At 67.3% G+C, this 18150-nt stretch carries 21 protein-coding genes; 2 read left to right on the forward strand and 19 right to left on the reverse strand.

The window, feature by feature from the left end; translation table 11 throughout:
* Nucleotides 1-68: 68 nt before the first annotated feature.
* The 8 genes from E3O18_RS16115 to glmS form a co-directional block, all read right to left on the reverse strand.
* Nucleotides 69-437: a DUF4190 domain-containing protein gene (locus tag E3O18_RS16115; RefSeq protein WP_166784637.1), complete on the reverse strand. Its 369-nt coding sequence runs from the start codon at nt 435-437 to the stop codon at nt 69-71.
* Nucleotides 438-576: 139 nt separating this feature from the next.
* Entirely contained in the window at nt 577-1689 is a 1113-nt protein-coding gene (tsaD, locus tag E3O18_RS09715) for a tRNA (adenosine(37)-N6)-threonylcarbamoyltransferase complex transferase subunit TsaD (RefSeq protein ID WP_241976623.1), read from the reverse strand.
* Nucleotides 1686-2195 (reverse strand): ribosomal protein S18-alanine N-acetyltransferase, encoded by a 510-nt coding sequence (gene rimI, locus E3O18_RS09720; RefSeq protein ID WP_134395111.1) that lies wholly within the window; start codon nt 2193-2195, stop codon nt 1686-1688. Before rimI ends, tsaD begins: the two co-directional genes overlap by 4 nt.
* A 2-nt stretch (nt 2196-2197) precedes the next feature.
* Nucleotides 2198-2830: a tRNA (adenosine(37)-N6)-threonylcarbamoyltransferase complex dimerization subunit type 1 TsaB gene (gene tsaB / locus E3O18_RS09725; RefSeq protein ID WP_134417994.1), complete on the reverse strand. Its 633-nt coding sequence runs from the start codon at nt 2828-2830 to the stop codon at nt 2198-2200.
* A 126-nt stretch (nt 2831-2956) separates the two neighbouring features.
* On the reverse strand, nt 2957-3478 hold the full coding sequence (gene tsaE, locus E3O18_RS09730) for a tRNA (adenosine(37)-N6)-threonylcarbamoyltransferase complex ATPase subunit type 1 TsaE (RefSeq protein WP_134395113.1): 522 nt from the start codon (nt 3476-3478) through the stop codon (nt 2957-2959).
* The gene (gene alr, locus E3O18_RS09735; RefSeq protein WP_134395114.1) at nt 3478-4656 is read right to left on the reverse strand and encodes an alanine racemase; all 1179 of its coding nucleotides are present in this window, start codon (nt 4654-4656) and stop codon (nt 3478-3480) included. Before alr ends, tsaE begins: the two co-directional genes overlap by 1 nt.
* Nucleotides 4653-5009, reverse strand: coding sequence for a holo-ACP synthase (locus E3O18_RS09740; RefSeq protein ID WP_134395115.1), 357 nt, complete (start codon nt 5007-5009; stop codon nt 4653-4655). Before E3O18_RS09740 ends, alr begins: the two co-directional genes overlap by 4 nt.
* Nucleotides 5010-5068: 59 nt before the next feature.
* A complete protein-coding gene (glmS, locus tag E3O18_RS09745; RefSeq protein WP_134395116.1) occupies nt 5069-6919 on the reverse strand; it encodes a glutamine--fructose-6-phosphate transaminase (isomerizing) in 1851 nt (616 codons plus the stop codon).
* Between the two features lie 33 nt (nt 6920-6952).
* Here glmS and coaA point away from each other — a divergent pair, with 33 nt between their 5' ends.
* The gene (gene coaA, locus E3O18_RS09750) at nt 6953-7909 is read left to right on the forward strand and encodes a type I pantothenate kinase (RefSeq protein WP_134395117.1); all 957 of its coding nucleotides are present in this window, start codon (nt 6953-6955) and stop codon (nt 7907-7909) included.
* A 291-nt stretch (nt 7910-8200) separates the two neighbouring features.
* Here the strand turns inward: coaA and glmM are convergent, their stop codons facing one another.
* From glmM to E3O18_RS09775, 4 genes are all read right to left on the reverse strand, one after another.
* Nucleotides 8201-9562 (reverse strand): phosphoglucosamine mutase, encoded by a 1362-nt coding sequence (glmM, locus tag E3O18_RS09760; RefSeq protein ID WP_134395119.1) that lies wholly within the window; start codon nt 9560-9562, stop codon nt 8201-8203.
* Between the two features lie 22 nt (nt 9563-9584).
* Nucleotides 9585-10070 carry a 30S ribosomal protein S9 gene (gene rpsI, locus E3O18_RS09765; protein WP_104100939.1) on the reverse strand — a complete coding sequence of 162 codons (486 nt, stop codon included), beginning with the start codon at nt 10068-10070 and terminating at the stop codon, nt 9585-9587.
* Between the two features lie 49 nt (nt 10071-10119).
* Entirely contained in the window at nt 10120-10566 is a 447-nt protein-coding gene (gene rplM / locus E3O18_RS09770) for a 50S ribosomal protein L13 (protein ID WP_134363342.1), read from the reverse strand.
* 169 nt (nt 10567-10735) lie between these two features.
* Nucleotides 10736-11569, reverse strand: coding sequence for a tRNA pseudouridine synthase A (locus E3O18_RS09775; RefSeq protein WP_104171773.1), 834 nt, complete (start codon nt 11567-11569; stop codon nt 10736-10738).
* Between the two features lie 196 nt (nt 11570-11765).
* On the opposite strand from E3O18_RS09775, the gene E3O18_RS09780 reads away from it, so the two are divergent.
* Nucleotides 11766-13676 carry an acyltransferase family protein gene (locus E3O18_RS09780; RefSeq protein WP_241978167.1) on the forward strand — a complete coding sequence of 637 codons (1911 nt, stop codon included), beginning with the start codon at nt 11766-11768 and terminating at the stop codon, nt 13674-13676.
* A gap of 55 nt (nt 13677-13731) precedes the next feature.
* Here the strand turns inward: E3O18_RS09780 and E3O18_RS09785 are convergent, their stop codons facing one another.
* The 7 genes from E3O18_RS09785 to infA form a co-directional block, all read right to left on the reverse strand.
* Nucleotides 13732-14787 (reverse strand): GNAT family N-acetyltransferase, encoded by a 1056-nt coding sequence (locus tag E3O18_RS09785; protein WP_134417996.1) that lies wholly within the window; start codon nt 14785-14787, stop codon nt 13732-13734.
* Nucleotides 14788-14919: 132 nt separating this feature from the next.
* Nucleotides 14920-15435, reverse strand: a complete 516-nt coding sequence (gene rplQ, locus E3O18_RS09790) for a 50S ribosomal protein L17 (RefSeq protein ID WP_134395122.1) — start codon at nt 15433-15435, stop codon at nt 14920-14922.
* A 46-nt stretch (nt 15436-15481) separates the two neighbouring features.
* Complete coding sequence (locus tag E3O18_RS09795) at nt 15482-16471, reverse strand: DNA-directed RNA polymerase subunit alpha (protein WP_134365630.1); 990 nt, start codon at nt 16469-16471, stop codon at nt 15482-15484.
* A gap of 184 nt (nt 16472-16655) precedes the next feature.
* The gene (rpsK, locus tag E3O18_RS09800; RefSeq protein ID WP_022883249.1) at nt 16656-17054 is read right to left on the reverse strand and encodes a 30S ribosomal protein S11; all 399 of its coding nucleotides are present in this window, start codon (nt 17052-17054) and stop codon (nt 16656-16658) included.
* 44 nt (nt 17055-17098) lie between these two features.
* Nucleotides 17099-17473, reverse strand: a complete 375-nt coding sequence (rpsM, locus tag E3O18_RS09805) for a 30S ribosomal protein S13 (protein WP_104100946.1) — start codon at nt 17471-17473, stop codon at nt 17099-17101.
* Between the two features lie 151 nt (nt 17474-17624).
* Nucleotides 17625-17738, reverse strand: a complete 114-nt coding sequence (gene rpmJ, locus E3O18_RS09810; protein WP_035834639.1) for a 50S ribosomal protein L36 — start codon at nt 17736-17738, stop codon at nt 17625-17627.
* Between the two features lie 66 nt (nt 17739-17804).
* Complete coding sequence (gene infA, locus E3O18_RS09815; protein ID WP_055965022.1) at nt 17805-18026, reverse strand: translation initiation factor IF-1; 222 nt, start codon at nt 18024-18026, stop codon at nt 17805-17807.
* Nucleotides 18027-18150 lie beyond the last annotated feature (124 nt).

Raw genomic sequence — 18150 nt, forward strand, 5'->3', positions numbered from 1 at the left:
TGGCGTCGCTGGTTGCATATCGGGTCACGGGCCATCGACGCGCAGGGTTTCTGCCCGTGGCCACCGGGTCAGTAGGTATTGAGCAGGGTCGGGTCGTTCGCGATCGCGATCATCAACGGGATCAGCAGGACGACGGCCAGGAGCTGAGCCGCCAGGCCGGCGTAGCCGACAATGAGGCCGGCGATCGCGAGTCCCCGTCCCTTTTCTCCGGTCTTCCCGATCTGACTCAGACCGATGTGGCCGGTGATGATGCCGACCAGGGAGATCCCGAGCACCGAGGTCACGAGCGACACGATGGACAGCACGTTGTACTTCTCGGACGGGCCCTGCGGCGCGTAGGGCTGGGGGTAGCCCGGCTGGGCGTAGGCCGGAGCGGCCTGCGCCGCCGGCGGCTGGAACATGGGCGGGCTAACCGGCGGCTCGTTGGGGTCGGTCATGTCGATTGCTCCTTCGGGAATGGTGCATCTGGGCTGCCGATCTGGCTCCCAGTCGGACAAGGTGTTGATCGCACGAACAAATGTCGCCTGCCGAAGCCAGAATACCCGTCCGGTGGCGAAATACCGGTGGGAGGGGGTTTCAGACTTGGATCTCGGAGACCGGAAGAGTGGAGTCCGCCCCGAACTCCAGTGACGACGGCGCATGCCCGGCCATGATCAGCTGCGCCCCGAGGGCCGCGATCATGGCGCCGTTGTCGGTGCAGAGCGACAGAGGCGGGATGCGCAGGGCGATGCCGGCGGCGTTCGTGCGCTCCTGGGCCACCTGACGCAGCCGAGCGTTGGCGATCACGCCGCCCCCGAGCAGGAGCCTCGGCACACCGAGGTCGACGCAGGCAGCGACGGCTTTGGTCAGGAGGATGTCGACGACCGCCTCTCGGAAACTGGCGGCCACGTCGGCCAGCGGCACCGGCTCATCCGCGTCGCGTCTCTGCTCGACCCAGCGCGCGACCGAGGTCTTGAGCCCGGAGAACGAGAAGTCGTACCGGTGTTTCGCCATGTCCTTGGTCTGGCTGAGACCGCGGGGGAAACGGATGGCGGCGGGATTGCCTTCCCGCGCGGCCCGGTCGATCTGGGGTCCGCCCGGGTAGGGCAGGCCGAGCAGGCGGGCCACCTTGTCGAAGGCCTCGCCGGCCGCGTCGTCGATGGTCTCGCCGAGCAGTTCGACATCGGAGACCAGATCGCGCACCAGCAGCAGTGAGGTGTGACCGCCGCTGACGAGGAGTGCAACGGTGGGGTATTCCAGCGGCTCCGTGGAGTCGTCTGCGCCGAGTCGAAGCACATCGGCCCCGACGTGACCGACCAGGTGGTTGACCGCGTAAATCGGTTTGCCGAGAGAGATGGCGAGTGCCTTGGCCGCGCCGACCCCGACCATGAGCGCGCCGGCCAGACCGGGGCCGCAGGTCACGGCCACCGCATCGATGTCCTGCAAACGGATGCCGGCCTCCAGCGCGGCCGCCCGGATCGCCGGAACGAGCTCCTCCAGGTGCGCGCGCGCGGCCACCTCCGGCACGACTCCGCCGTAGCGGGCGTGTTCGTCCATCGACGACGCGATCGTGTTGGAAAGCAGGGTGGTTCCGCGGACGATTCCGATTCCGGTCTCGTCGCAGGAGGTCTCGATGCCGAGCACGAGCGGGTTGGCGGGGTTCTGCGCGGTCATCGCGTTCAGGGTGGTCTGCGCGTTCAGGGTGGTCATTCGGTGGCCTCCGGTGCGGCCTCTGCCGGTGTCATCTGCATCTCGGCGTCAGGCACGTGCAGTCGCATCACGATCGCGTCGACGTTGTCGGGCTGGTAGTAGCCAGGGCGGATGCCCAACTCCTCGAAGCCGAGCCGGCGGTAGAGCTCCTGGGCCGGCGGGTTGTCGGCCCGCACCTCGAGGAACACCTCGCGCATGCCCCGCTTCCGGGCCTCGGCGATCAGGCTGAGCATCAGGGTTCGGCCGAGGCCGTGACCGCGGGCCTCTTCGGTGACCGCGATGGTCTGAATGTCGCCCTCGCGCGCTCCCTGCAGGGCCTGCAGCCCGGCGTAGCCCTCGATTCGGTCGGGCTCATCGGGGGGGAAGGCCACCAGGTAGTAACAGTTCGGATTGACCACGTCCTGGGCCATCGCCTCGGCGGACCACGCGTCGTTGACGAAGATACGGGTCTCGAGCGCCATGATGGCGTCCACATCGGCGGCCCGGGCGCGCCGCAGCTGCCACATGATCAACTCACCCGTTTCGGGCCGTTGGACACGGTGACATCCGGCGAGCGCAGGTAGAGCGCCGTGTCGGCGGCGAACGGGCGCTGGTGGGCCCACATCAGCTCGGCGACCTGCCCCAGCTCCCCGGCGGACACGGCGACCGCGTCGAAGCGGGGCACCCCAGCATGCGCCCAGTCGGACTCCCGCAGCACGGCCGGCCGGGCCACGCCAGGACCGTCGACCCGGATCGGAAGACCCACGGCATCCGCCCCACTGTACACAGACCAGTTCACCTCGCGGCGACGGGCATCGGTGACGACGACGAGCGGACCGGTGTGGCCGGCCTGATAGCGGCCGAAGGCGAGCGCATCGTGGCTGACGACGGGCACGAAGGGAACCCCGGCGCCCAACGCGAAGACCCGCGCGGCGGCGATGCCCACCCGGAGGCCGGTGAAGGGGCCGGGACCCATGCCGCCGACCACCGCGGAGAGGCCGCTGATCGGCACGGCCGCGTCGCTGAGGCAGTCGGCGATCAGGCGGCCGACCACCTCGGCGTGGCGCATAGTGTCGTCGGTGGCGTGTTCGGCGATGACGCCTCGGGCGAGATCCACGACCGCGACGCTCGTTCCGGCGGAAGTATCGATGGCGAGAAGCACGTCACCAGCCTATTCGCTGTGTCCAATGCGCTGCGCCGCCGATGTGCTGTGCCGCCGATGCCTGCTCGTCGGCCGCCGTGAACGAATTCGACGGAGATTTTGGGCTCTAGAGCCGAATCGTGCCCGTCATGGGCCTGTCGGAAAGCAATCTCCGTCGAATTCGTTCGGCCAGCGGGGGCCGTGCGGTGTGACCGTGACCGTGCGCGGCTCGTCGAGGTCGAGCACCTCGGCCTCGTCGGCGACGACGGATGTGGCCGCCTGCGAGGCCCCGACGGGCCGTTCGATCTCGATATCGAGCCAGGATTCGGCGATACCGTTGAGCATCCCGCGACCCCACTCGACCACGACGATCGACCGGGCGAAATCGATGTCGAGGTCATCCAGCTCGAGGGCGCTTCCGAGCCGGTAGGCGTCGACGTGCACGAGCGGGGGTCCTCCGATCGTGCTGGGGTGGGTGCGGGCCAGTACGAAGGTGGGGCTGGTGACCGAGCCGCGCACCTGCAGACCCTCCCCCAGGCCGCGGGTGAAGGTCGTCTTTCCGGCGCCGAGGGGCCCGGTCAGCACGATCAGGTCGCCGGCCTGCAGCAGCCCCGCGACCGCGCGGCCGAACTCGTGCATGCTGTCGGCGTCGGGGATGACGGCGCGCATCAGCGCGAACCGCCGCCGGGACGAACGCAGCCACCGGGCCGGGTGCCGCCCGCCGCGCCGTCGACCGCGTTCCGGTAGCTGCGGGTAACTCGGCGGCCGATCCGGGTAACGATCTCGTAGTTGATGGTACCGGCGGCGTCGGCCCAGTCGGTCGCGCTCGGCACACCGGTCTCCGGGTTGCCGAACAGTACGACCTCGTCGCCGACCGTCACACGTTCCTGGCCGACGCTGACGACGAACTGATCCATCGCGATGCGCCCGACCAGCGGATGCGAGCGTCCAGAGATGTCGACCCACGCGGTTCCGGAGGCCTGGCGGGGCACGCCGTCCGCGTAGCCGAGTGGCACGAGGGCGAGGTAGCCGTCGACCGGTGCCCGCCACAGGTAGTCGTAGGACACCCCGGCCCCCGCAGCCACGCGGCGCACGGCGGCGATGCGCCCCCGCAGCGTCATCACCGGGATGAGGCCCAAATCCTGCGACGTCTGGTCCGCGAACGGCGACAGACCGTAGATGCCGATACCCACCCGCACCATCGAGAAGCGGGCGGCCGGCACGCGCAGCGCCGCCGCGGTGGACGCCAGGTGGATCAGAGCCGGGGCCAGCCCGGTGCCGGCGGCGAGAGCAACACCGCGTTCGAAGCGCTCGATCGCCTCGGCGTCGTCGACCGGGGACGCATTCGACAGGTGGCTGAAAATACCGGTCACGGTCAGGCGGCCGGCCCGCTCGAGCTGGGCCGCCAGAGCGAACGTCTCGGCCCAGTCCGGTTCGTTCACGCCGTTGCGGTTGAGCCCGGTCTCGAGCTTGAGGTGGACCTCGGCCACGCGACCGAGAGCGGCAGCGGCCTCGGCGACCTGGCGCAGCTGCCGCGCCGAGGACAACCCGAGGGTGATGTTCCGGGTGATGGCGACGGTGAAGTCGGCATCCGGATCGTGCAGCCAGGCCAGGACGGGCGCGTCGATGCCGGCGGCCCGCAGCTCGAGCGCCTCGTCGACGTCGGCCACCCCGAGCCAGTCTGCGCCCGCGGCGAGCGCGGTACGGGCGACCGGCACTGCCCCATGACCGTAGGCGTTCGCCTTGACGACGGCCATCAGGTGCGGGGTGCCGGCCACCTGCCTGAGGTGCGCGACGTTGGCGTAGACCGCGCCCAGGTCGACGACGGCCTCGCGGTATCCGGTCATGCCCCGCCCTCCGCGACCACGAACGCACAGGCCACCCCGGCGTCGTGGGTCATGGTCAAGTGCACCGTGTCGATGCCGCGGGCCGTCAGTGCCGCCGCGGCAGCCCCGTGAAGCACGAATCCTGGGTTGCCGTGCGCGTCGGTCACGACGTCCATCTCCTGCCAGCTGGCGCCGGCACTGTCGCCGAGCGCTTTGATCAGTGCCTCCTTGGCCGCGAAGCGCGCGGCCAAGGAGTGCATCGGCAACCCGCGCTCGGCTTCCGTGAAGAGCCGGGGAATGAGCCCAGGCGTGCGCAAGACCTGCCGTTCGAAGCGAGCGAGGTCGACGATGTCGACCCCAATGCCCCGGATCATCCGGCCAACCCTTGCACCCTGTGCTGCACCCTCCGGCTACTCCGACTCGAGGACTGGCGCTACTCGACCGTGACGGACTTCGCCAGGTTGCGCGGCTGGTCGACGTCGAGGCCCTTCACCGTGGCGAGCTCCATGGCGAAAATCTGCAGCGGTACGACCGCGAGGAGCGGTTCGAACAGCGGCGAGGCCAGCGGGATGCGGATGACGGTGTCCGCGAACGGCAGCACCGCGACATCCCCTTCTTCGGCGATCGCGATGATGCGCGCGCCGCGGGCCCGGATCTCCTGGATGTTCGAGACCACCTTGGGGTGCAGGTGGGCGGAGCCGCGTGGGCTCGGCACGATGACGAAGACGGGCTGGCCGGGCTCGATCAGCGCGATCGGGCCGTGCTTGAGCTCACCGGCGGCGAAGCCCTCCGCGTGGATGTACGCGAGCTCCTTGAGCTTGAGCGCACCCTCGAGCGCGATCGGGAAACCCACGTGGCGGCCGAGGAACAGCACGGCGCGCGTGTCGGCCATCCAGGTGGCCAGCTCGTGCACGGTCGACTCCTGCAGCAGCGTGGTCGCCAGCTTGTCCGGGATGGCCTGGAGCTCGGCGATCTGCACGGCGCACTCTGCTTCGCTGAGGCTGCCGCGCACCCGGGCCAGGTGCAGGCCGAAGAGGTAGAGGGCGGCGATCTGGGCGGTGAAGCCCTTCGTCGAGGCCACGGCGACCTCCGGGCCGGCGTGGGTGTAGATGACGGCGTCCGACTCGCGGGGGATGGTGGCACCCTGCGTGTTGCAGATCGAGATGGCCTTCGCGCCCGCTTCCCGGGCGAACTTGACCGCCATCAGCGTGTCCATGGTTTCGCCGGACTGGCTGATCGAGATGACCAGGGTCTCAGGGTTCAGCACCGGGTCGCGGTAACGGAACTCGTGGCTGAGTTCGATGTCGACCGGAACCCGGGTCCACTTCTCGATGGCGTACTTGGCGACGTAGCCGGCGTTCGCTGCGGTGCCGCAGGCGACGACCACGATGCGACGGATGCCGGCGAGCACGTCGTCGCCGAATTCGGTCAGCTCGGGAACGACGGCCTGGCCCTCATGGATGCGCCCGCGCAGGGTGTTGCGCACGGCATCCGGCTGCTCGGAGACTTCCTTGGCCATGAAGCTGGACCAGCCGCCCTTCTCGGACGCGGAGGCATCCCAGGCGATGTCGAACTCTTCGACTTCGACGGCGTTGCCGTCGAAGTCGGTGACGGTGACGAGGTCCGGCGTGATCGTGACGATCTGGTCCTGGCCGATGGCGACCGCGCGGCGGGTGTACTCGACGAAAGCGGCGACGTCGGAGCCGAGGAAGTTCTCTCCGTCGCCCAGGCCGATCACGAGTGGTGAGTTGCGGCGGGCGCCGACGACGATGCCGGGCTGGTCTTGGTGGACGGCGAGCAGGGTGAAGGCCCCGTCGAGGCGGGAGACGACAGCCCGGAACGCTTCGCCCAGGTCGCCGACGCGCTGGTATTCCCGGCCGAGCAGGATCGCGGCGACCTCGGTGTCGGTCTCACTCTCGAAGGTGAATCCCTCCGCGAGGAGTTCGTCCTTGAGCACGGAGAAGTTTTCAATAATTCCGTTGTGGATAAGGGCCAGCTTGCCGTTGTCACCCAGGTGCGGGTGCGCATTCACGTCATTCGGCGCCCCGTGGGTGGCCCACCGAGTGTGTCCGATACCGGTGTTCCCATTATTAATCGGGTTCGCCTCGAGCTCGGCGGCAAGAACGGCCAGTTTGCCCGCCCGCTTAGCGGTATTGAGAGTACCTTCGCTGTCGATGACAGCGATCCCCGCGGAGTCGTACCCCCGGTACTCGAGTCGCCGCAGACCTCCCATCAGGACCTGAACGCTCTTGTTATCTCCGACGTATCCAACGATTCCACACATGACTGCGATATTAGTCCGAGTAAGCTCGGTGAAATGTCCGATCCGGTTGCGAGTCCCTGGAACAACGGCCACAGCACTCCTTTCGTCGAACTGGACCGGGCTGACTGGGCCGCCCTCGCGCCAACCACCCGGCTTCCGCTGCGGGAGACGGAGATCGTGCAGTTGCGGGGGCTGGGTGAGCCGCTCGACCTCAATGAGGTGACGGATGTCTACCTGCCGCTCAGCCGCCTGCTCAACCTCTACGCCGCCGGTGCACGGCAGCTGCACCGCGCCACGAGCGACTTCCTCGGGGAGCGCGCCCAGCGCACGCCATTCGTGATCGGGGTCGCCGGATCGGTCGCGGTGGGCAAGTCCACCATCGCCCGCTTGCTGAGGGAGCTGCTGGCCCGCTGGGAGGACACCCCGCGGGTCGAACTGGTGACCACCGACGGTTTCCTGCTGCCTAACGCCGAACTCACCCGCCGGGGCCTGATGGACCGAAAAGGGTTCCCGGAGTCTTACGACCGGCGGGCCCTGCTGCGCTTCGTGGCCGCGGTCAAGAGCGGTGCCGCCGAGGTGCGGTCGCCGTTCTACTCACACCTCAGCTATGACATCGTGCCCGACGCCCAGATCGTGGTGCGGCAGCCGGACATTCTGATCGTCGAGGGCCTCAACGTGCTGCAGCCGCCCGGACCCGGCCATGGCCTCGCCGTCAGCGACCTCTTCGACTTCACCGTATACGTGGACGCCCGCACGCAGGACATCGCCCGCTGGTACGAGGAGCGTTTTCTCAAGCTGCAGCGCGGCGCATTCAGCAATCCGAAGTCGTACTTCCACCGGTACGCGAGTATGACCGAGGCCGAGGCGCGGAGCCGCGCCCGGGAAATCTGGACCGAGATCAACGAACCGAACCTGCTGCGAAACATCCGTCCGACCCGCTCTCGGGCGACCCTCGTGCTGCGCAAGGATCCGAACCACTCCGTCTCCAAGGTGCTGCTGCGTAAGGTGTGACCCGCCGTGTGCCACCGCACAGTGTGCTCCGCCGTGTGTCACCGCACGGGCATCCTCGACGTCCGGGCACTCCGGCTGTGAACCAATTCGACGGAGATTTTGGCGAAAAGCCGGTTTCTCTGGCTGTTTCGGAACGATTCGGGCAAAATCTCCGTCGAATTCGTCAGGGGTGCGGGGCAGAGCGGGCGCGCGGGGCGCGGCCGAAAACGAGAGTGCGGGGCCCGCGGCCGAGAACGAGGGTGCGGCCCCGGGTGCGGCCGCGGCCCCGGGTGCGGCCGCGGCGAGAACTCTCTAGAGGGCGAGCTGCAGGCGCACGATGTCGGCCAGCTCGTTCGCGAGCCGGTCGGCGGTGCCCTGATCGGCCGCTTCGACCATGACGCGCACCATGGGCTCGGTGCCCGACGGGCGCAGCAGCACCCGTCCGGTGTCCCCGAGCTCGGCCTCAGCGGCGCGGATAGCCTCCGCGATGACCTCGTTCGATTTCAGCCCGTGATGGTCGATGCCGCGCACGTTGACCAGGATCTGCGGGTAGACCGTCATCACCGAGGCGAGCTCTGCGAGGGTCTTGCCGGTGCGTGCCATTTCGGCGACCAGGTGCAACCCGGTCAGGATGCCGTCACCGGTCGTGGCGAACTTGGTCATGATCACATGACCGGATTGTTCGCCGCCGAGGGACAGCCCGTCGACGTTGAGTTCTTCGAGCACGTATCGGTCGCCGACCTTGGCCTCGATCATGCGGATGTCGTTGGCCGCCATGGCCTTACGCAAACCGAGGTTGCTCATCACCGTGGCCACGAGCGTGCGGTCCTTCAGAACCCCGCGCTCGGCCATGGAGACAGCGAGGATCGCCATGATCTGGTCACCGTCGACGACGTTGCCGTCGCGGTCGACGGCCAGGCACCGGTCCGCGTCGCCGTCGTGGGCGATTCCGACGTCCGCACCGGCCTCGAGGACGGCACGGGAGAGGTTGTCGAGGTGGGTGGAGCCCACCCCGTCGTTGATGTTGTTGCCGTCGGGGTCGGCGCCGATGACCGTGAGCGTGGCACCGGCATCCGTGAAGACCTGCGGCGATACGCCGGCGGCGGCACCGTGCGCGCAGTCGAGCACGACGTGGATGCCGTCCAGGCGGTGCGGCAGCGTTCCGAGCAGGTGCACGACATAGCGGTCCTCGGCGTCCGCGAAGCGGCTGATGCGACCGACGTCTCCGCCGATCGGCGTGAGCATGTCGAGCGACAGATGCTCTTCGATGCGGTCCTCGACGTCGTCGGGAAGCTTGGTTCCCCCGAAGGCAAAGAACTTGATGCCGTTGTCGGGAGCGGGGTTGTGCGAGGCGGAAATCATCACGCCGAAATCTGCGCCGATATCGGCGATCAAGAAAGCCGCGGCTGGAGTCGGAATGACGCCCGCGTCGAGCACGTCCACACCGGAGCTCGCCAGGCCGGCCGCGACCGCGGCCGAAATGAATTCACCGGAGATCCGAGGATCCCGGGCGAGCACCGCGACGGGCCGACGGCCCTCTGCGCGACGCAACTCCGCGCGGCGGCCCTGCGTGAGGACCGCCGCACTGGCCTGGGCGAGGGCCAGAGCCAGGCCAGCCGTGAGATCACGGTTGGCCAGACCCCGGACGCCGTCCGTGCCAAATAGTCGAGGCATTTTTTCTACGGTGCCAATCGACTTAACGCTTGGAGAACTGAGGAGCCTTACGGGCCTTCTTGAGTCCGGCCTTCTTGCGCTCCTTGACGCGAGCGTCACGGTTGAGGAAGCCGGCCTTCTTGAGGATGGCGCGGTTGTTCTCTTCGTCGATCTGGTTCAGTGAACGAGCGATACCGAGGCGCAGGGCACCGGCCTGGCCGGAGGGGCCACCACCGGTGATGCGGGCGATGACGTCGTAGCTGCCGATGAGGTCGAGCACCTTGAACGGGTCGTTGATGAGCTGCTGGTGCAGCTTGTTCGGGAAGTAGTCCCCGAATTCGCGGCCGTTGACGGTGATCGTGCCGGAGCCGGGGACGATGCGCACGCGGGCGATGGCCTGCTTGCGGCGTCCGACGGCTGCGCCGGGTACGTTGAGGATGGCGCGGGGCGCCTTGGTTACAGTCTCGGTCGGAGTCTCGGTCGAGTAGCTCTCCGGAGCCTGGTCAATCTGATCTGCGATTTTCGCCACGATGGTGTGAATCCTTTTTTCTTAGAGTCGAAAAGTCTGGAGGCCGGCGCTACTGAGCGACCTGGGCGAGGGTGTACGGCTTCGGCTGCTGCGCAGCGTGCGGGTGCTCCGGGCCGGCGTAGACCTTGAGCTTGGCCAGCTGGGCGCGGCCGAGCGTGTTCTTCGGCAGCATGCCACGGATGGCCTTCTCAACCGCACGGGTCGGGTGCTTCTCGAGCATCTCCGAGTAGTTGGTGGCCGTGAGGCCGCCCGGGTAACCGGAGTGGCGGTACGCCATCTTCAGGTCGAGCTTCTTGCCGGTGAGGGCAATCTTCTCGGCGTTGACGATGATGACGAAGTCGCCCATATCCATGTGGGGAGAGAACGTTGCCTTGTGCTTCCCGCGAAGGAGAATTGCGGCGTGGCTGGCAAGACGACCGAGCACGATGTCTGTGGCGTCGATGACGACCCAGTCGTGCTGGACTTCGCTTGCCTTGGGAGTGTAAGTGCGCGTCACTATTGAGCTGCTTTCTTGTTCGAACGGAGGTGTTCGTGAATCCCGCTCCGGGTGTGTTCCCAGAGAGGGAACACGATCGATGGAGGGCTCACGTTCGTGTGTCTGGCTGCAACGCACAGACACCAAGGAGTAACTCTAACGCCGTCGGCCCGGCAGCGCAATTCAACCATCACTCGGTGTCGTCGATGAGCTCCCGGCGCGCGCGGGTTTCGCGGGCCCGCAGGGCGAGCAGTTCGTCGGCCGGATAGCCGACCTGAAGCAGCGTGAGACCCTGGGCGGGCATCACCTTGAACTCGCTGGTGCGGGCCCGCTCGATTCGGAGGTCGACCAGACGGTCCCCGGACAGCCGCCCCTCCCCCACCGCGACGCAAGCCCCGACCAGCGCGCGCACCATACTGTGGCAGAAGGCGTCAGCCTGAACGGATGCGACGAGCACACCATCCGGATCGCGGTACCAGCGGAACTCCTGCAGGGTGCGGATCGTGGTGGCCCCGGGCCGCGGCTTGCAGTAGGTGGCGAAATCGTGCAGGCCGATCAGCGTCGCGGCAGCCGCGTCCATGGCGTCCACGTCGAGGGCGAAGCCGTGCCAGGTGGTACGGAACCGCTGCAGCGGGTCGTGCCCGACGACGGAGTCGGCGATCCGGTACTCGTAGCGCCGGTACAGCGCGGAGAACCGGGCGTCGAACCCGGGCGGGGCGAGCACGGAGGATGTGATCACGATCTCGGGCTGGGTGACGAGGATGCCGCTGAGCCGCCGCTGCACCATGACCGCCAGGGGTGTCGGGGGCCGCCCCTTGCCGCGGGAGATGCGCACGAGGCCGTCGGCCTGGTCGGGGTTCAGATCGAAGTGGGCGACCTGCCCGGTCGCGTGCACACCGGCATCCGTTCTCCCGGCCACGGTCAGGATCGGGGTCGGCGGGTGGCTGTGCAGGATGCCGGCCAGCCCGGCCTCGATCTGACCCTGCACGGTGCGGAGGCCCGGCTGCGTCGCCCAGCCGCTCATGCCGGTGCCGTCATAGGCGATGTCGAGCCTGATCCGGGTGGTGCCCGCTGCTTGGGTCTCGTCGGGCGCCGGGGGAAGAATCACGGAGGTAAGTGTACGGTCCGGTCCGGGTTATCGTAGAACCCGGGCTTCGGTCCCCACCTGTCATGAAAATTTGCCGCCCCCGCCCTCTGACGCTCATCCGTACTCCGTGAACGTGCCCACCAAACGCCTGGCCGGTCTCGACGGCCTGCGTGGTATCGCCGTGGTTCTGGTCGTGGTGTTCCACTTCTTCCCCGCGGTCCTTCCCGGCGGATTCATCGGGGTCGACGTCTTCTTCGTGATCAGCGGGTTCCTGATCACGGGCCTCCTCATCACCGAACGAGACGAAACCGCGCGGATCGCGCTCGGTCGTTTCTGGAAACGGCGGGCGCTGCGCCTGGTGCCGCCACTGGTCCCGCTGGTGCTGATCCTGTGCACTGCCGCCTGGCTGATCGGCGGCGACGTGCTGGTGGGCCTCGGCTGGCAGCTGCTCGGCGCGATCACCTTCGGCTACAACTGGGTGTCGATCGCCGGGTCGGCGAGCTATTTCAGCGCCACGGCGCCGGAACTGTTCCGCAATCTGTGGTCGCTGGCGGTGGAGGAGCAGTTCTACCTGATCTGGCCGTTCGCTCTCCTCGGCCTGCTGCTGGTGAGGAGCGGCCGGCTCCGCCTGGCACTCGTCGCCGGCCTGGCCCTGGCCTCTGCCGTCTGGATGGGGCTACTGTACGACCCCGCCGACCCCACCCGGGTGTACTACGGCTCGGACACGCACAGCTTCGGGCTCTTCACGGGTGCCGCGCTCGCGCTACTGCTGCGCCGTTCGGGCCTCCCGGGCGACACGGCACCCCGCCTCGCCGCCCTGCGCGACCGCTGGCGGCCGTGGCTGGGTCGGCTCGCCCTGGCCGGGGTGCTGGCGGCGGCGTTCGCCCTGCCCGACACCGGCCTGGCGACCTATCGAGGCGGACTGATGCTGGTGAGCCTGCTGACCGCGGTCGTGATCTGGGCGGCCGTGCGCGGGCCCGGCTTCGGCCCGGCGCTGGACACCGCGCCGCTGCGCTACCTGGGTGAACGCTCCTACGGCATCTATCTGTGGCACTGGCCGGTGCTTGTGCTCGCTCAGGGGGCGTGGCCGGCGGCCGCCGCATCACCGACCGTGCTGACGAGCATCGGAGTCGGGGTGCTGGCGGGCGCGCTGACGCTGCTGGCGGCCGGTGCGTCGTACCGCTGGCTGGAACTTCCCGTGCGCACGAAGGGCGTGCGCGGCAGCATCCGTCGCCTACGGCAGAGCACGAGCGGCGCGCGCACGATCCGCACGCCCGGCAGGCTCGTCTGGTTCGGCCTGTTCGGCGCCGCCGCGCTGTTCCTGGCGACCGGCACGATCGCGGCCCTGCTCACCGCTCCCGCCCAGACGAGCGCGCAGAGCGAGATCGAACGCGGCCAGAAGGCACTGGATGCTGCGCAGCGGCAGGCCGTGCAGAACGCACGGCGCGCGTCCCGGCCGGCCGCCAGCGCCATCGAACGCGCGGCGCCCGGGGACCTGATCACGGCCGTGGGCGATTCGGTGATGCTCGCCTCGGCCCCCGAGCTGCAGGCCGGCTTCCCGGGGATCGCGATCGATGCCACCGTCTCTCGGGGCATGGGGGCTGCCCCCGACATCCTGGCCACCCAAGCCGAGGCCGGCGCGCTCCGGCCGGTGGTCGTCGTGGGCCTCGGCACCAACGGGCCGATCCGTTCGAGTCAGCTGGCGGCCATCCGCGCGGTGATCGGTCCGGACCGGGAGCTGATCCTGGTCACTGCCTTCGCCGAACGTGACTGGACGGCCGGGGTGAACGCCAGCCTGGCCGAGTACGCGGCCCGGCACCGCGCGGTCGAGCTGGCCGATTGGAGCACGGCGATCGCCTCGCACACGGATGTGCTCGCAAACGACAACATCCATCCCGGTCCGGCCGGCGGTCGGATCTATGCCGACGTCATTCGGGCCGCTCTGGAACGGCTGGCCCAGCCGCCGCCGCAGCCGGGCCTCGAGGCGTATCGCCTGCCCGACCCTGCCGGGTCACCCTCTCTCCGGCCGCCGCTGCTGCCGTGACAAAGTCCGGGTCTGCCGGGTCGGCCGGGTCGGCGGGTGCGGGACCCGGGTGGGACTAAAGCTCAATGGTGAAGGCGAGACTGCGGGTGGTGGGCGTGAAACCCATGCCGAGGTACAGGTTCAGCGCGCCGGTGGGACTTTCGGAGTCGACGACCAGGGTCGCCCGGGCCAGACCCTCGGCGCGTGCGGCACGCAGATGCAGGCCCAGCAGGTTCCGCGCGATGTGTTTGCCCCGCCATCCGTCGATGACGCCGACGAGGTCGACGTGGCTGCCGGTGTAGCCCTGGTTCAGCCAGTCGTCCTCGTTGACCGTGGCCAGGGTGAAGCCCACGACCTTCGGGGTGCCGTCGGGGCCGGTCGCGAGGGCCAGGTATGAGAGGTCGGGGCGGAATTTGCGACTCGTCACGAAGGAGTCCCAGGCATCGTCGCTCATCGGTTGGCTGGCCCAGTGATCCCGGAACGACGAGTCGCGCGCTTCGTGAACGGCCGCAGAGAACTCCGTGGTGAATTGGATGACGCGAATGTCAACCGGAAGGTCGATCTCGGGGACCGGCTCGTCGAGGCGCCGCTCGAGGGACTGGAAGTACCGGGCGCACTCCATGCCGAGGCGCCGGAACAGACGGATGCTGCGGTACGCGGTCTCCTCGGTGTACGCGAGGATCCAGCGTGGAACCGAGGGATCGTCGGTGGCGAGCTGCTGCTCGGCCCGGCCCAGCTGCCACGCGAGCAGCTCGCGGCCGATTCCGCGTCCGCGGTAGTCGGGGTGAACCCCGCCGACCAGGATCGCGCGGGCCAGCGTCTCGCGCCGCGGCGGCGCCATCACCATCCCCATCGCCACGAGGGTGCCGTCGGCGGTGAACCCGATCAGGGAATCCCGCTCCGGATGGAAGTACGACAGACCGAAGTCCCGCTCGATGCCCTCCCGCGTCGTCAGGTGGTACGGATGGTCCGCCTTGCCGACCGCTCGGGTGAGTTGCCACAGGTCGTCGGCGTCCGACACCGTTGCCGGACGCCACCGGGCGATCTCAGGGTGGGCGGGCCCCGGCGCGTCGGGCGGCAGGGCCGCACGGCGCCGCGGACCCTGATTTTGGGTTCCGGTCAGGCGTTCCATGGCGTAGATCGTAGCCGGGGCCCCGCGAGGGCGCTAGCCCGTCGCCGGGGCACAAAGAGAGGGGCCCGACCGAAGTCGGGCCCCTCTCAATTCAACACAGCGATTCAGCTGAGTCGATACAGCACAGAGTGCCTACTTGGATTCCTCAGCGGCAGCGACATCATCCTCGACGACGTCAGCTTCGTCAGCAGCATCCTCGACGACGACCTCGGCCGGAGCCTCGGCAACGGGCGCTGCCGCGGCGGGCTTGGAAGCAGCCTTGGCGGAGGAGCGCTTGACCTTCGGGGTGACGGGCTCGAGAACGAGCTCCATCTGCACCATCGAAGCGTTGTCGCCCTTGCGGAAGCCGAGCTTCGTTATGCGGGTGTAACCACCCTCGCGAAGGGCAACCTGAGGTGCGATCTCGGTGAAGAGCTCATGCACGACGGTCTTGTCGCCGATGGTGGCAAGCACGCGACGACGGGCGTGCAGGTCACCCTTCTTTGCGAAGGTGATCAGTCGCTCGGCGACCGGACGCAGGCGCTTGGCGCGCGTCTCGGTCGTCTTGATGGACTTGTGGGTGAATAGGGATGCGGCCAGGTTGGCGAGCATGAGGCGCTCGTGGGCCGGTCCGCCTCCGAGGCGGGCTCCCTTAGTGGGCGTAGGCATTGGTTATCTCCAGTATCAAAGTCGAAAGTCAGTCTGAACGACTGCTTTAGATGGTTTCTTCGTCGTAGCCGCTGTAGAAGTGGGCGCCGTCGAATCCGGGCACCGAGTCCTTCAGGGACAGGCCGAGCTCAACGAGCTTGTCCTTGACCTCATCCACCGACTTCTGTCCGAAGTTGCGGATGTTCATCAGCTGGGTCTCCGAGAGGGCGACCAGTTCGCTGACGTTGTTGATGCCCTCGCGCTTGAGGCAGTTGTACGAGCGCACCGACAGATCGAGGTCTTCGATCGGAATCGACAGCTCGGTCGACAGCACGGCATCGACCGGCGCCGGGCCGATTTCGATGCCCTCGGCGGCGGTGTTCAGCTCACGGGCCAGACCGAACAGCTCGGTCAGCGTGCGACCGGCGGATGCGATGGCGTCGCGAGGCGAAATCGCCGACTTGGTCTCCACGTCGACGACGAGGCGGTCGAAGTCGGTGCGCTCACCGGCACGAGTTGCCTCGACGCGGTAGGTCACCTTGAGCACGGGCGAGTAGATCGAGTCGACCGGAATCTGGCCGGCCTCGGAGTACTCGTTGCGGTTCTGGGTGGCCGACACGTAGCCGCGGCCGCGTTCGATGGTCAGTTCGAGTTCGAACTTGGCCTTGTCGTTCAGCGTGGCGATGACCAGCTCGGGGTTGTGCACCTCGACACCGGCCGGAGCCGAGATGTCGGCGGCCGTGACCTGGCCGGCACCCTGCTTGCGTAGGTACGCGGTGATGGGCTCGTCGTGCTCGCTGGAGATGACGAGGCCCTTGATGTTGAGGATGATCTCGGTGACGTCTTCCTTGACACCGGGAACGGTGCTGAACTCGTGCAGCACACCGTCGATCCGGATGCTGGTGACAGCGGCTCCGGGGATCGATGACAGGAGGGTGCGGCGCATCGAGTTGCCGAGGGTGTAACCGAAACCAGGCTCAAGAGGTTCGATGACGAACCTGGATCGGAACTCCGAGATGTTCTCTTCGGTGAGCGTGGGGCGCTGTGCAATAAGCACTGTTGATTCCTTTCGGCTAAGTGTCCGCTATATGACACTTGCGTGGCGAGGTTTTGAGTTGTGTGTCTCTCGACAAGCCCGACAATCGAGCACATCGTCGAACGAGGGAGGGGTGATGCCCCACGACCCGCCACAGCCGGGCCCGTCTTGTGACGGGCCCGGCCGATGGCGAGATGCCGGTTGGTTAGACGCGACGACGCTTGGGCGGACGGCATCCGTTGTGCGCCTGGGGGGTGACGTCGTTGATCGAACCGACCTCGAGGCCGGCGGCCTGGAGCGAACGGATCGCGGTCTCGCGGCCCGATCCCGGTCCCTTGACGAAGACGTCAACCTTCTTCATGCCGTGCTCCTGCGCCTGGCGGGCAGCCGACTCGGCAGCCAGCTGTGCGGCGAACGGGGTCGACTTGCGCGAACCCTTGAAGCCGACTCCACCCGAGGACGCCCAGCTGATGACCGCACCGGTGGTGTCAGTGATCGAGACGATGGTGTTGTTGAAGGTGCTCTTGATGTGGGCCTGGCCCACAGCGACGTTCTTCTTTTCTTTCTTGCGCGGCTTCCGAACGGCCGACTTTGGTGCTGCCATGAATTTCTCCTGAGTCCTAAAGGCGAGACGGGCCAGGCCGAGGCCTAGCGCGCCTTCTTCTTGCCGGCTACGGTGCGCTTCGGGCCCTTGCGGGTGCGAGCGTTGGTCTTGGTGCGCTGGCCGCGAACGGGCAGGCCCTTGCGGTGGCGGATGCCCTCGTAGCTGCCGATCTCGACCTTGCGGCGGATGTCAGCGGCAACCTCACGGCGGAGGTCACCCTCAACCTTGAAGGTTCCTTCGATGTAGTCACGGAGGGCGACGAGCTGCTCGTCACTCAGGTCCTTGACTCGGATGTTTCCATCGATTTCAGTGTCGGCGAGGGTCTTGAGTGCCCTCGTGCGGCCAACACCAAAGATGTAAGTCAGTGCAACTTCCACGCGCTTATCGCGGGGAATATCAACGCCGGCTAGACGTGCCATTGTGGCTTCTCCTGTATATGAGTGGAGGTCTGTGACAGTGCCTGTTCATCGGCCTCCAACCGATGGTGTCCCCCCGAAGGGTTCCCGGCACTGCTATTTTCTGTATTCAGTTGCATCTCGTCCGACTCGACCGTGATCGAGCCTGTCGAGATCAGCCCTGACGCTGCTTGTGACGAGGGTTCTCGCAGATGACCATCACGTTGCCATTACGGCGGATGACCTTGCACTTGTCGCAGATCTTCTTGACGCTGGGCTTGACCTTCATGGTGTGTCCTTGTATTCGCTGTCTTCGTACCCCAGGAACGCCTCGGGCCGTTACTTACAGCACTCTCTACTTGTAGCGGTAAACGATCCGGCCGCGAGTCAGGTCGTACGGGCTCAGCTCCACGATCACGCGATCCTCCGGGAGGATACGGATGTAGTGCTGACGCATCTTGCCTGAAATGTGGGCAAGAACTTTGTGGCCGTTGCTCAACTCGACGCGAAACATCGCGTTGGGAAGAGCTTCGACTACCGCGCCCTCGATTTCGATGACACCGTCTTTTTTGGCCATAACTCACTATCGCTAGGGTATTGATTGCTGGTCGTGCGTGGATTGTGGTGCACTGGTACGCCGCATACGTGCGCGCAAGACACCAAGGATTTACTCTATGGTACGGAGTTGCCTTTTGGCAATT

It is taken from the genome of Cryobacterium sp. TMT2-42-4 (assembly GCF_004402645.1).
In the GTDB taxonomy this organism is placed as follows: domain Bacteria; phylum Actinomycetota; class Actinomycetes; order Actinomycetales; family Microbacteriaceae; genus Cryobacterium; species Cryobacterium sandaracinum.